The 12,754-nt window shown below is 63.2% G+C and carries 12 protein-coding genes; 10 read left to right on the top strand and 2 right to left on the bottom strand.

What is annotated here, in order from left to right:
- The first annotated feature begins 27 nt into the window (after positions 1-27).
- From rpmB to QMK17_RS11420, 10 genes are all read left to right on the top strand, one after another.
- Entirely contained in the window at positions 28-264 is a 237-nt protein-coding gene (gene rpmB / locus QMK17_RS11465; protein ID WP_283509148.1) for a 50S ribosomal protein L28, read from the top strand.
- Positions 261-431 (top strand): 50S ribosomal protein L33, encoded by a 171-nt coding sequence (gene rpmG / locus QMK17_RS11460; protein WP_283509325.1) that lies wholly within the window; start codon positions 261-263, stop codon positions 429-431. Before rpmB ends, rpmG begins: the two co-directional genes overlap by 4 nt.
- Positions 432-737 carry a 30S ribosomal protein S14 gene (gene rpsN, locus QMK17_RS11455; RefSeq protein ID WP_283509146.1) on the top strand — a complete coding sequence of 102 codons (306 nt, stop codon included), beginning with the start codon at positions 432-434 and terminating at the stop codon, positions 735-737.
- 17 nt (positions 738-754) lie between these two features.
- The gene (gene rpsR / locus QMK17_RS11450; protein ID WP_084347795.1) at positions 755-1,009 is read left to right on the top strand and encodes a 30S ribosomal protein S18; all 255 of its coding nucleotides are present in this window, start codon (positions 755-757) and stop codon (positions 1,007-1,009) included.
- Between the two features lie 109 nt (positions 1,010-1,118).
- The gene (locus QMK17_RS11445) at positions 1,119-2,042 is read left to right on the top strand and encodes an AEC family transporter (RefSeq protein WP_283509145.1); all 924 of its coding nucleotides are present in this window, start codon (positions 1,119-1,121) and stop codon (positions 2,040-2,042) included.
- 42 nt (positions 2,043-2,084) lie between these two features.
- Positions 2,085-2,549 carry a hypothetical protein gene (locus QMK17_RS11440; protein ID WP_283509143.1) on the top strand — a complete coding sequence of 155 codons (465 nt, stop codon included), beginning with the start codon at positions 2,085-2,087 and terminating at the stop codon, positions 2,547-2,549.
- Between the two features lie 25 nt (positions 2,550-2,574).
- A complete protein-coding gene (locus QMK17_RS11435) occupies positions 2,575-3,141 on the top strand; it encodes a DUF1707 SHOCT-like domain-containing protein (protein ID WP_283509141.1) in 567 nt (188 codons plus the stop codon).
- A 143-nt stretch (positions 3,142-3,284) separates the two neighbouring features.
- Entirely contained in the window at positions 3,285-6,458 is a 3,174-nt protein-coding gene (locus QMK17_RS11430; RefSeq protein WP_283509139.1) for an NAD-glutamate dehydrogenase domain-containing protein, read from the top strand.
- Positions 6,459-6,487: 29 nt separating this feature from the next.
- Entirely contained in the window at positions 6,488-7,858 is a 1,371-nt protein-coding gene (locus QMK17_RS11425) for a flavin monoamine oxidase family protein (RefSeq protein WP_283509138.1), read from the top strand.
- Complete coding sequence (locus tag QMK17_RS11420) at positions 7,855-9,417, top strand: APC family permease (RefSeq protein ID WP_283509136.1); 1,563 nt, start codon at positions 7,855-7,857, stop codon at positions 9,415-9,417. The genes QMK17_RS11425 and QMK17_RS11420 overlap by 4 nt, the downstream gene beginning before the upstream one ends.
- Here QMK17_RS11420 and QMK17_RS11415 read toward each other — a convergent pair.
- Complete coding sequence (locus QMK17_RS11415; protein WP_283509134.1) at positions 9,395-11,344, bottom strand: vWA domain-containing protein; 1,950 nt, start codon at positions 11,342-11,344, stop codon at positions 9,395-9,397. The genes QMK17_RS11420 and QMK17_RS11415 overlap by 23 nt on opposite strands.
- Positions 11,344-12,729 (bottom strand): sigma 54-interacting transcriptional regulator, encoded by a 1,386-nt coding sequence (locus tag QMK17_RS11410; protein WP_283509133.1) that lies wholly within the window; start codon positions 12,727-12,729, stop codon positions 11,344-11,346. The genes QMK17_RS11415 and QMK17_RS11410 overlap by 1 nt, the downstream gene beginning before the upstream one ends.
- Positions 12,730-12,754: the final 25 nt, after the last annotated feature.

The raw sequence follows: 12,754 nt of genomic DNA, 5'->3' as shown, positions 1-12,754 counted from the left end.
TGTCATAACGAATAGAAGGGAGCGCGCATGTCCGCGCATTGCCAAGTGACGGGACGAAAGCCGGGTTTCGGCAAGTCCGTCTCGCACTCGCACGTCCGGACCAGCCGCCGCTGGGACCCGAACATCCAGAAGAAGACGTACTTCGTCCCGAGCCTCGGACGACGCGTCACCCTCACGCTGTCCACGAAGGGGATAAAGACGATCGACCGTGACGGCATCGACGCAGTGATCAGCACACTCGTCGCCCGCGGGAACAAAGTCTGATGGGCAAGAGCACGGACGTCCGTCCCATCATCAAGCTCAAGTCGACCGCAGGCACCGGCTACACGTACGTGACCAGGAAGAATCGCCGAAACAATCCCGACCGACTCGCGCTGAAGAAGTACGACCCCATCGTCCGCAAGCATGTCGACTTCAGAGAGGAGCGCTAGATGGCCAAGAAGTCGAAGATCGCCAAGAACGAGCAGCGCAAGGTCATCGTGGCCCGCTGGTCCACTCGCCGCAACGAGCTGAAAGAGATCATCCGCACGCCATCGACACCCGATTCCGAGCGCGCCGAGGCCCAGGCGGCACTGCAGCGTCTACCGCGCGATTCGAGTCCGGTACGATTGCGAAATCGTGACGCTGCGGATGGACGTCCGCGCGGTCACCTTCGGAAATTTGGGCTGTCCCGTGTGAACGTACGCATGATGGCTCACCGGGGGGAGCTGCCAGGCGTCCACAAGTCGAGCTGGTAAAGGGAACAGGAACAAAGATGGCAGTCAAGAGAGCACCGTCGAAGAAGGTCCGCGCAGAAGTAGGCCGTCGACCCAAGAAGAACCCGTTGAACGCCGCCAAGGTCACCACGGTGGACTACAAGGACATCAACCTCCTTCGTCAGTTCATTTCGGACCGCGGCAAGATCCGTAGCCGTCGCGTCACCGGGCTCACCCCGCAGCAGCAGCGTCAGGTTGCCGTTGCCGTGAAGAATGCTCGTGAGATGGCATTGCTGCCGTTCACCAGCCGCTGAAAACTTTTCGATGAGAAAGGCCACACGCCTCCTGGTGTGTGGCCTTTCTTTGTGAGCACTACAGTCAGAGCGACCCCGCCGACCCAAGAATCGAGAACCTGAAGCCTTCATGTCCGGTGTTCTCGAAGGCTTCACGGTCATCTTCATCGTGATCGCGCTCGGCTATGTGCTCGCGCGATTCCAGGTACTGGGCGAACACGGCCAGTACGTGCTGAGCCGCCTCGTTTTCTTCGTCGCCACCCCAGCTCTGCTGTTCGTGACGCTCGCCCAATCCGACCTATCCGTGATCCTGTCGCCGATCCTCGTGGTTGCCGGGGTCACCGCACTGGTCGTGGGCGCGATCTACTTCACGATCGCGAAACTGGTTCTCGAACGCGCCGTGCCCGAGGCCACCATCGGCGGGCTTGCATCGTCCTACGTCAATGCGGCGAACCTCGGTATCCCCATCGCGGTCTTCGTGCTCGGCGACGCCAACTTCGTCGCGCCGCTCCTGCTCTTCCAGATCATGGTCTACTCGCCACTTGCACTGACGATTCTGGATCTGTCGACGAGAGGCAAGAAGGCTTCGATCCGCAACATCATTCTCACCCCGTTCCGGAATCCGATCGTGCTCGCAGGCGCGGCGGGCCTCGCACTCTCGATCACCGGAATCGAGTTGCCGCAAGCGATCATGCAGCCGATCGATCTCGTCGGCGGGGCAGCAGTGCCCGGTGCGCTTCTCGCGTTCGGGCTCTCCCTCTACGGCGCAAAAGTTCTACAAAAAGGTGCGAGTCCGCGTCGCGACGTGATCCTCGCGTCGACACTGAAGATGGTGCTGCAGCCGGCACTCGGATTCCTGATGGCACTGGCCATGGGACTAGAGGGCCACGAACTCTTCGCGATCACGGTCATCTCCGCACTGCCCACCGCACAGAACGTCTTCGTGTTCGCCAACCGCTACAACCGTGGCGTGGTCATGGCGCGGGACACCGCATTCGTCACAACGCTGGTCTCGATACCGGTCATCGCACTCGTCACGGCCCTTCTTGCCTGAGACCCAAAGGTTCTACTCAGCTGACCGCGCTACTTTGGAATCATGAGGTTTCTGGCTGCAGGAGTACTGCTGTGCACCCTGTTGGTCGGCTGCGGTACCGGGTCGGCCGACCGCAGCGACGACGCGGAACCCACCAACAGCACCGCGCCAGCCGATCTGATGCACAGCCCCAGTGCGCCGCCCGTTCCCGTCGAAGTTCCCGTGGGCGAGGTCGGGACGATGTTCGAGTCGACCACCGGGCTTGTCCGTGCCGCTGCGACTCCCTTCGAGTCCTGGAGCCAGATCTCCCCCAACACCATCGCGATCCACTTCGTCACGGGCACACCCGAGTGCTACGGGGCCGACGCACAGGTAACCGAAACCGACACCCAGGTGGTCGTGGCACTCCGCACAGGCACCCTGCCCGAGGCCGCCGACAAGGCATGCATCATGGTCGCCGTCTACGCAACGATGCAGATGACTCTGCAGTCTCCGCTCGGAAACCGAACAGTAGTCAACGCAGCTTAGTGAGCAGCCTTGTAATCTGGGCCGGGTGAGCGATCAGCTACCCGAACAGCCGCGAGCTACCGTTCGAGCCGCGGATGCCGACCGAAACCTTGTCGCCAAACTATTGAGCGACGCATTGGCCGATGGCCAACTGGGTCTCTCCGAGTACGACGAGCGCACCGCCGCCGCCTACAAGGCTCGCACCTACGGCGAACTCGACGTTCTCACCACCGACCTTGCGCTGACACCACTGCCCGGCATGCACGTGCCGAAAGGGCCTGCCCACGATCGCGCCATTGCGATCATGGGCGGCTTCAGCCGGAAAGGCGAATGGACCGTCGCCCAGAAGTTCGACGCCTTCGCGTTCTGGGGCGGCGGTGAGATCGACCTACGCAGAGCTCACTTCGCGGCCGCCGAGGTGACCATCAACTGCGTCGCGATCATGGGCGGCATCGAGATCATCGTGCCTCCTCACATCGGCGTCGAGGTCCGCGGCACCGGCATCATGGGAGGGTTCGAGCACATCGCCCAGACCGCAGCCCCTGGCGCTCCGCGCGTCGTCGTGACGGGCTTGGCGTTCTGGGCCGGGGTCGGCATCAAGATCGAAGACTGAGCAGGCTGAAGACTGGGTCTACCTGACTCCGAAACGGTGCCTTCCAGCATCCTCGACACTCCATTTCGTCTGATGTGGTGCGTGTCTCTTCTGGGCACACTGGTGGTGAGCCACTCGTTCGCAATCAGTGTCAGGAGCCACGCATGAGCCGTACCGATGTCTTGCCGAGCACAATCGAGGCACTGCGTCGTCGTCGCAGCGAGGCCACCGTGGCCGATGCCGTCGCGACTTCGGCGGGTGACACCGCCCGGTTGCGGTTCGAGGAGGCTCACGACGCACCGGACCGACCGTCGGCGATCATGGTGTGGCCGAAGAACACTCCGCTTCTCGCCGACTTGATTGCACTGTTCGCCGACCTTGGACTCCAGGTTGCAACGCACGAACATGTCCACTCGGGGCAGGCGGACGGCCCGCTGGTTCACCGATTCGAGTTCTGCACCGACACCACCGGCTGGGACGACAGCACCGCGGGACTGCTCACGGATGCATTCGAAGCCGTTGCCGATGGCCGCGCGGAGGCCGACGGTTTCACCCGTCTCGTCGCCGCCGCCAACCTGACCTGGACGGACGCCGTGCTGATCAGGGCCGCCTGCCGCTATCTTCGCCAAGTCGGACTTGGGCTGTCGGAATCGAACATCGTGGCAACCCTCGTCCGTCACACGGATTTCGTCCGCGGGTTCCGCGATCTTTTCACCGCACGTTTCGATCCCAGTCTCTGCAGTGCCGATCGCGACAGAGTTGGGGCGGCGGCCGATGAGGTACTGCTCGCCGTGATCGATCGAACTACGACGCTCGACGAAGACAGACTTCTCAAGGGACTTCGGTCCTTCGCTTCGGCTACGTTGCGCACCAACTGGTTTCGACACCAGCGGGAAGTCGGCGATGCGCCTGCGGCATTCAAGATCGACCCGTCGATGCTGTCCCTGTCCGCACCCGTCACCCCGTACCGAGAAATCTTCGTGCATTCGTCGATCGTCGAGGGTAGCCACCTCCGTAGCGGCCCGGTCTCTCGCGGCGGCCTCAGGTGGTCCGATCGGACAGAGGACTTCCGGACCGAGGTTCTGGGGTTGATGAAGACCCAGCACGTGAAGAATTCGCCGATCGTGCCGATGGGCGCCAAGGGTGCCTTCGTCGTCCGCGGCGAAACGACAGACGAGGCGGTCCGCGCGGCCTACACCGGTTTCATCGAAGGGCTACTCGACGTCACCGACGACATCGTCGACGGCGAGTTGATTCATCCACGCGAAACGGTTATTCGCGACGGCGCCGACCCGTACCTCGTGGTCGCTGCGGACAAGGGCACAGCCCGATTCTCCGATCTCGCCAACAGCATCGCGACACGTCGCGGATTTTGGCTCGGTGACGCTTTCGCGTCCGGCGGTTCCGCCGGTTACGACCACAAGGCCATGGGTATCACTGCGCGCGGCGCATGGGTTGCCGTACGTAGACATTTCGACGAGTTGGGCACGAACGTCGACACCGATCAATTCACCGTCGTCGGTGTCGGCGATATGTCGGGTGACGTGTTCGGTAACGCAATGTTGCTCAGCCGCGGCATCCGGTTGATCGGAGCATTCGATCACCGGCACGTATTCCTCGATCCCGAACCCGACGCGGAGGCATCGTTTCTCGAACGCGAGCGCCTCGCATCCGTTGCCGGTAGCAATTGGGACGACTACGATCGCACACTCGTATCGGCCGGCGGTGGCGTGTGGTCACGACACGCGAAGACGATTCCGCTGTCGCCTCAGGTGCGCGATCGACTCGGCGTGAGCGCCACCGAGCTCCCACCACACGAGATCGTGAAGGCACTGCTGACCGCGGATGTCGACTTACTGTGGAACGGCGGAATCGGTACCTACGTCAAGGCTTCCACCGAGGGGCACGCAGATGCAGCCGACCCCGCCAACGACGCGGTCCGAGTGAATGCCGACGAGGTGCGCGCGTCGGTGATAGGCGAGGGAGGAAACCTGGGCCTCACTCAGCGCGGGCGGATCGAGTTCGCGCTGAACGGCGGCCGGATCAACGCGGACTTCATCGACAACGCTGCAGGCGTTGCCACATCCGACCGCGAGGTGAACTTGAAGGTCGCGGTGGACGCTGCCGTCGCGGCCGGAACTTTACCTGCAGCAGAACGCAATACGCTGCTCGCCCGGGTGCAGGACGACATTCGCGAATCGGTGCTCTCGGACACGGCGTCCCAGACCTTGGCAATCAGCCTCGCCGAGGTACACGCACCGTTCTTGCTCGGACGCCATGAGCGTTTGATCGAGAACCTCGAACGCGACGCGGGTATCAGCCGAGCAGCCGAGGTCCTGCCGTCGGCCGCAGAACTGTCGCAGCGCCACCGCGCAGGTCAAGGATTGGTAAGACCGGAAATTGCTGTACTGCTGGCACAATCAAAAAATCTGGTCGTCACCGAGCTGCTCGCGTCCCCGGTACTCGACGACCCGGTGTTCGACGGTGTTCTCGCGGGATACTTTCCAGACGCTGTCCGTGAGCGGGTACCCCAGCAGATCGGCAGCCACCGGCTCGCCCGAGACATCGTGGCCGTACTCGTGGCAGGGGACATGATCGATCGTGTCGGACCTGGCCTGATCCACCGGCTGGAGGAACGTCTCGGCGTCGGTACACCCGAGATCACGATCGCCTATGCGGTGGTGCGGCAGGTGTTCGACATCGACCGGCTGTGGAGCGAAGTGATCGCGCTACCTGGCATCTCTCACCGAACCCGGCTGGACCTGCACATCGGCATCCAGGAATTGACCGAGCGGACCACGTCGTGGTTGCTGAGGCATCGGAGCGACGAGTGCAATGCCCGTCAGCTGATCGAACGGCTCTCCGGACCGGTGCAGCAGCTCGCTGCCTCACTTCCGCGCCTCACCGGCATGCTCTCCCAGGATCTGGCCACGCTCCGCATCCTGGGTGAAGCGCTCGCACTCGAACGCACCGCCCAGTCGCTCGAGCTGCCGATCACGCAGGTCGCCGAGACGTACCGCGAATTTTCTCGCGTCGTCGGTCTCGACTGGCTCGCGGAGCGGTTCTCCGTCGGCGGAACCGGAACCACCTACTGGGAGGCGATGGCGGGGTCCGTCCTGCTCGACAACCTGCAAGAACGCCGACACGGCCTCATCGATCGGATACTGCGGGGTGTTGCACTCGAAACCTCGGCGACAGAAGCTGTTTCCTCATGGTTGTCCGAGCACGACACCGCCGCGGATCGTCTCACCCAGATGCTCGGCGAACTACGCGCCCGCGATCGCGTCGACAACTCGGCCATTTGCGTGGTCGAGGCCGAACTCTCACTCGCTCACTGAAATCTTCACCCCAACCCGAGGAGCCCGAAATGCCTACAGTTCAACGTGATGTCGCCATCGTCGGTGCAGGCCCGTCCGGTCTGACCGCGGCCACCGCCCTACGCAAGGCAGGCCTGACCGTCGCCGTACTAGAGGCCCGTGACCGCGTCGGCGGTCGCACGTGGACCGACACCGTCGACGGCGCCGTTCTGGAGATCGGCGGGCAATGGGTGTCCCCCGACCAGTCCGCACTCATCTCCCTGCTCGACGAGCTCGGCCTCGAAACCTTCGCCCGGTATCGCGAGGGCGAGTCCGTCTACATCTCCACCGCAGGCGAACGCACGCGCTACACCGGCGACTCTTTCCCTGTCGACGAGACGACGCGCAAGGAGATGGATCGACTGATCCAGGTACTCGACGACCACGCCGCGCAGGTCGGGCCAGAGGAGCCGTGGGCGCACCCGCTCGCCCGTGAACTCGACACTGTCTCCTTCGAGCAGTGGCTGCTCAACCAGTCCGACGATGCCGAGGCACGCGACAACATCGGACTCTTCATCGCCGGCGGAATGCTGACCAAGCCTGCCCATTCGTTCTCGGCACTACAGGCAGTGCTGATGGCCGCGTCCGCAGGCTCGTTCTCACACCTGGTCGACGAGGACTTCATTCTCGACAAGCGGGTCGTCGGCGGCATGCAGCAGCTGTCGATCAGGATGGCCGCAGCTCTGGGCGATGACGTCTTCCTGAACGCCCCGGTGCGTACTGTTCGGTGGAACGAGGACAGCGCAGTCGTCTCAGCCGACGGTGACGTTCACGTCGAGGCGTCGCGGGTGATCCTGGCCGTCCCGCCGAACCTGTACTCGCGCATCTCCTATGATCCACCGCTGCCTCGCAGGCAGCACCAGATGCACCAGCACCAGTCGCTGGGATTGGTCATCAAGGTGCATGCCGTCTACGAGACCCCGTTCTGGCGTGAAGACGGATTGTCCGGCACCGGATTCGGAGCGTCGGAAATCGTTCAGGAGGTGTACGACAACACCAATCACGAAGACACACGGGGAACCCTCGTCGGATTCATATCCGACGAGAAAGCCGACGCGATGTTCGAGCTGGACATCGACGCGCGACGCGCCGCCATTGTGGCCTCGCTGGCTCACTACCTCGGACCGAAGGCCGCCGAGCCGGTCGTCTACTACGAATCCGACTGGGGCTCCGAGGAGTGGACGCGCGGTGCGTATGCTGCGAGCTTCGATCTGGGCGGACTTCACCGTTACGGCAAGGACACTCGCACTCCGGTCGGTCCCTTCCACTTCTCCTGCTCCGATATCGCTGCCGAGGGCTATCAGCACGTGGACGGCGCTGTGCGAATGGGGCAACGCACCGCGGCGGACATCGTCGCCCGGCTGGCGGCGGTGCGATCATGACCGAACAATCGACAGCGACGCCCCAGGCCGGGTCCATTGTCAGTGCAAAAGGGTTGGCCACCGGGGCCGTCGGGACTTTCTCCGGCGCGATCCTCGGAATCTCCTCGGTGGCGCCGGGTTACACCCTGACCGCAAGCATCGGACTGATCGTCGCAGCGGTCGGGCTCAAGATGCCCGCCATCTTCATCGCCGGCTTCATTCCGATGTTCCTCACCGCCTACGCCTATCGGGAGCTCAATTCCGAATCGCCGGACTGCGGAGCATCGTTCACGTGGTCGACCAAGGCATTCGGTCCCTACGTCGGCTGGATGTGCGGCTGGGGCATGGTGATTGCCACCATCATCGTGCTGTCGAATCTCGCGGCCATCGCTGTCGAGTTCTTCTACCTGTTCATCGCGAAACTGTTCGACACCCCCAGCATCGGCGACCTGCCGGGCAACAAGCTCGTGAACGTAGCGACGACGCTCGTGTTCATCGCCCTGGCCACCTGGATCGCGAGCCGGGGCATCACCACCAGTGAACGACTTCAGGTAGCGCTCGTCGGTTTTCAGATGGTTCTCCTGATCGCCTTCGCCGTCGTCGCATTCGTCCATGTGGGGGCGGGCGACTCTCCGGCGAACCTGTCCTTCGACATCGACTGGTTCAACCCATTCAGCGGAGTGGCACTCGGCGCGTTCGTGATCGGTCTGACGGGCTCGATCTTCGCATTCTGGGGCTGGGACACATGTCTGACGCTCGGCGAGGAATCAAAAAACCCGAAAAAGACTCCCGGTCGGGCCGGACTACTCTGCGTTGCAACGATTCTGCTGACGTACCTGCTTGTAGCCGTCGCGGCAATGATGTTCGCCGGTGTGGGCGAAGATGGTCTCGGACTCGGCAATCCGGACAATTCCGAGAACATCTTCGGGGCCCTCGCCGACCCGGTTCTCGGCAAGTGGGGCGGCATGTTGCTGTTCCTGGCCGTGTTCGTCTCTTCGGTGGCAAGTCTGCAGACGACGTTCCTGCCCGCGGCCCGCACGATGTTGGCCATGGGAGCTTACGGCGCATTCCCGAAGAAACTCGCCGAGGTATCCCCGCGATTCCTCGTCCCGTCGTACGCAACCGTCGTCGCAGGCGTCGTGACCGCCGTCTTCTACACGCTCGTCACGTTCCTGTCCGAACGGACGCTTCTCGACACGATCGCCGCACTGGGCATCATGATCTGTTGGTACTACGGCATCACGGCATTCGCGTGTATCTGGTATTTCCGGACCAGCCTGTTCACGAGCGTGCGCAATGCGGTCTTCCGGTTCCTGTTCCCGTTGATCGGCGGACTGATACTGCTCGCAGTGTTCGTCATTTCAATCGACGAGAGCATGAACCCCGACAATGCGAGCGGCGCGTCCATCGGGGGCGTCGGACTGGTCTTCTTCCTCGGATTCGGGATTCTGCTGCTCGGCGCCGTACTGATGATCGTCATGCGATTCCGCAGTCCCGCCTTCTTCCAGGGCAGGACACTGACCCGCAACACCTCCGCCCTGCGGGACGAAAGCGACCTCAAGACTTCCGGCGACGCTTGAGGTAGTCGCTTACCACGGCTGCCCCGAGACCATCGAGATCCGGGGCGATGACGCGCCCACCCACCCGCTCGGCCATTCGGTCCACCACGCGCGCCAAGCCCGGATCGTCGCCGAGCCGGAAAATGGTCACCTGCGCACCGAGTTTGGCGATGGTGTCGAGCTCCCGCACGGTCAAACCCAGCGTCCGCGGGTGCGGGGGGTAGTCGAAAAACGCATGGCCGTCGGGTTCGAGGTGCGCCGTCGGTTCGCCGTCGGTGACGATCAGCACCACCGGCTGCGCGTTCGGGTGGCGACGAAGGTGCCGCGCCGCCAGTAGCAACGCATGGTGCAGATTGGTGCCTTGATCGTAGGCGCCGTCGAGACCTGCCAATTGCGACGCCGTCAACTTCTGCGCGTGGCGGCCGAACCCGATGAGCTGGAGATCGTCGCCTCGGAAGCGCGTGCTCACAAGATGGTTCAACGCCAGTGCAGTGCGTTTCATCGGTACCCAGCGGCCGTCCATCACCATCGAGAACGACGTATCCACCAATAGCGCGACGGCTGCCTGGGTGCGAGTTTCGGTCTCGCTGATCTCGACGTCGGTGACCTGCAACTTCACCGGCAACTTCGAGCCCTCCGCGGCAGTGCGCAGTACGGCGTTGTTGACCGTTCTCGTCACGTCCCACGGTTCGGTATCCCCGAACTCCCACGCACGCGATGCACCGGTCGGCTCCCCCATCGCACCGGCTTTGCGAGTCTCCCGCTCACCGCCGCGGCGGGAGATCTTGCCCGCGACATCCTTGAGCGCGGATTGCCCCAGCTGACGCATCGCCTTGGGTGACAACCGCCACTGTCCGTCAGCACCTTTGTCCATGAAACCCTGTTGTTCCAAGGCCTTTTCGAGCTCGGCGAGCATTCGTGCATCCGCTGCAGCTTCGGGCCCGAGCTGCTCGAGCAGCGCATCCGCATCGATGTCGTCCAACGCCGCACCGTTGTACTGCTGCGACAGCTGGTTTCCCAGATTCTCTAGGTCCGCGATGTCCTGCAGCGCTCCGGTTCCGTCGCCGAGCCCCATACCGTTCTCACCGCGGAAGTTCTGCGAACCGTCCCAATCCTCCCCCGGCCGTGCCTGTTGAAGGTTCTGATCGAGCTGATCGAGTTGCTGCAGCAGGTTCGAATCGCCGAAAGCCTGCTGAGCCAGCGCGTCGAGCTCAGCACGTTGTTCCGGGCTGAGGGAATTCCTCAACCGCTGTGCAGCGGCTGCTCTTTCGGCCAGTGAGTCCAAGAGCTCGTCCACATTCTGCGGATTCTCCGGGAAATGCTGGCCGTGTTTGCGCATGAAATTCTGGAAGTCCTCGTCGGAATCCTCGCCCTGATTATGCTTGGCGAGCAGCTCGTTGAGGTCTTTCAGCATCTCGCTGATCGCTTGCCGGTCTTCGTCCGTCGCATTCTTCAGAGCGTTCTTCATGCCCGCGAACCGCTGATCGAGCATCTCGCGTCCGAGCAGATCCTTGATCTTCTCGTAGTTCTCGCGGGAGTCCGACGAACGCCAGTCGTAGTCGGCGAGCTCCTGCACCGCCTGAGCCGTCGACGGAGACAGATCACCGATCTGCATTTCCTGGAATCGTGCATCGTCGTCGAGAGCCCTGGCGAGAGTCTTGCGCTCTTCGAGTACAGCCTTGTCGAGCAGCTCGCGCACTTCCTGCAAGGTGCCGTCGAGGTTGTTCTTGCGCAACAATTCTCGTCGACGACGGTTGGCTTCCGCGGCCAGATCGTCGAGACCTCGCATGTTCTGGGTGCCGCGCCGCAGCATCTCCTGCATCGCGCGGCGAGGAGAAGCTCCCTCGAGCACATCATTACCGATGGACTCTAGAGCTTCTCGGAGGTCGACCGGTGCGGCCAGCGGATCAGGTCCACCGTGATATCGCCCGTATCTGCTGGCAGGCATCAGCTGTACACCGTCTGTCCGTCTTCGTCGGGATCCTTCGCGATACGGCGGGCGAGGTAGAGGCCTTCCAGCGCAAGTTCGAACGCCGCCGCTTTTTCGCCGTCCGAGGACGCGTCGAGGCGGGTCGCGATCTCGTCGAGAACCTCCAGGTCCGGCAGTTCGCCGAGCAGAGCCTTCGCGGTGATACGGTCGCCCGTCACAACCGGTTCGCCCTGCTCGATGGCGGTGACCAGCGGCGCCAGATTGATGCCGCCGAGCCGCTCGCGAACCGTGTCGGCAGTCGCACGCCGCAGCAGGTGTTCGAGCACCTCGATCTCGCGGCCTTCTTCACCGGACTCGAACTCGACCTTGCCCCGCAGCACCTCGATGATGGTCCCCAGGTCGACGGGCCTGGCGACGGCATCGCCTTCACCCAGCACGGCGGCACGGTGAATCGCTGCGGCAGCGATGGTTTCAGCGGCCGCGATGGCAAAACGAGCCGATACACCGGATCGCTGGTCGACGGACGGCGACTCGCGCAGCAGTCGCGTGAATCGAGCCAGCACCTCGATCAAGTAGGACGGCACGGACGCCGGAAGGTGTGCTTCTTGCTCGATGACGGAGATCTCGTCGTCGAGCGCGTGCGGGTAGTGCGTGCGGATCTCGGCGCCGAAACGGTCCTTCAGCGGGGTGATGATGCGGCCGCGGTTGGTGTAGTCCTCGGGGTTCGCGCTCGCGACGAGCATGACGTCGAGAGGTAGGCGCAACGTGTAGCCGCGGACCTGGATATCGCGCTCTTCCATGACGTTGAGCAACGAGACCTGGATTCGTTCCGCGAGGTCGGGCAGTTCGTTGATGGCGACGATGCCGCGGTGGCTGCGGGGAACCAGTCCGAAGTGGATGGTCTCCGGATCGCCCAGGCTGCGCCCTTCGGCGACCTTGACGGGGTCGACGTCGCCGACGAGATCCGCAACCGATGTGTCAGGGGTCGCCAGCTTCTCGGCATACCGCTCGCTGCGGTGGCGCCACGTGATGGGGAGCAGGTCGCCCAGTTCCGCGGCCTTGCGAATGCTCGCCGGGGTGATGGGTTCGAAGGGGTGCTCGCCGAGCTCGGAACCCTCGATCATCGGGGACCACTCGTCGAGCAGGAGGTTGAGGGTGCGCAGGAGTCGAGTCTTGCCCTGACCTCGTTCGCCGAGGAGAACGACGTCGTGACCAGCAAGAATCGCACGTTCGAGCTGAGGGAGAACGGTCTTGTCGAAACCGAGAATTCCCGGCCATGCGTCCTTGCCCGTGCGCAGGGCGTCAAGCAGATTTTCGCGGAGTTCGGCCTTGACGGAACGCTGCACGTGTCCGGACGCGCGCAGTTCGCCGACGGTGGTGATGCCAGGTTCGGTAGAGGTCACTTCACCACGCTACGAGCGTTCGTAC

Source organism: Rhodococcus sp. G-MC3, assembly GCF_030063335.1.
Taxonomy (GTDB): Bacteria; Actinomycetota; Actinomycetes; order Mycobacteriales; family Mycobacteriaceae; genus Rhodococcoides.
The sequence above is the reverse complement of the archived record's forward strand: the minus strand, read 5'-3'. Positions and strand labels throughout refer to the sequence as shown.

Excerpts from the sequence above, each read along its gene's own strand:
- QMK17_RS11415 (WP_283509134.1), bottom strand. The coding sequence starts at position 11,344 with ATGCCTGCCAGCAGATACGGGCGATATCACGGTGGACCTGATCCGCTG.
- QMK17_RS11425 (WP_283509138.1), top strand. The coding sequence starts at position 6,488 with ATGCCTACAGTTCAACGTGATGTCGCCATCGTCGGTGCAGGCCCGTCC.
- rpsR (WP_084347795.1), top strand. The coding sequence starts at position 755 with ATGGCAGTCAAGAGAGCACCGTCGAAGAAGGTCCGCGCAGAAGTAGGC.
- QMK17_RS11440 (WP_283509143.1), top strand. The coding sequence starts at position 2,085 with ATGAGGTTTCTGGCTGCAGGAGTACTGCTGTGCACCCTGTTGGTCGGC.
- rpmB (WP_283509148.1), top strand. The coding sequence starts at position 28 with ATGTCCGCGCATTGCCAAGTGACGGGACGAAAGCCGGGTTTCGGCAAG.
- QMK17_RS11420 (WP_283509136.1), top strand. The coding sequence starts at position 7,855 with ATGACCGAACAATCGACAGCGACGCCCCAGGCCGGGTCCATTGTCAGT.
- QMK17_RS11445 (WP_283509145.1), top strand. The coding sequence starts at position 1,119 with ATGTCCGGTGTTCTCGAAGGCTTCACGGTCATCTTCATCGTGATCGCG.
- QMK17_RS11430 (WP_283509139.1), top strand. The coding sequence starts at position 3,285 with ATGAGCCGTACCGATGTCTTGCCGAGCACAATCGAGGCACTGCGTCGT.
- rpsN (WP_283509146.1), top strand. The coding sequence starts at position 432 with ATGGCCAAGAAGTCGAAGATCGCCAAGAACGAGCAGCGCAAGGTCATC.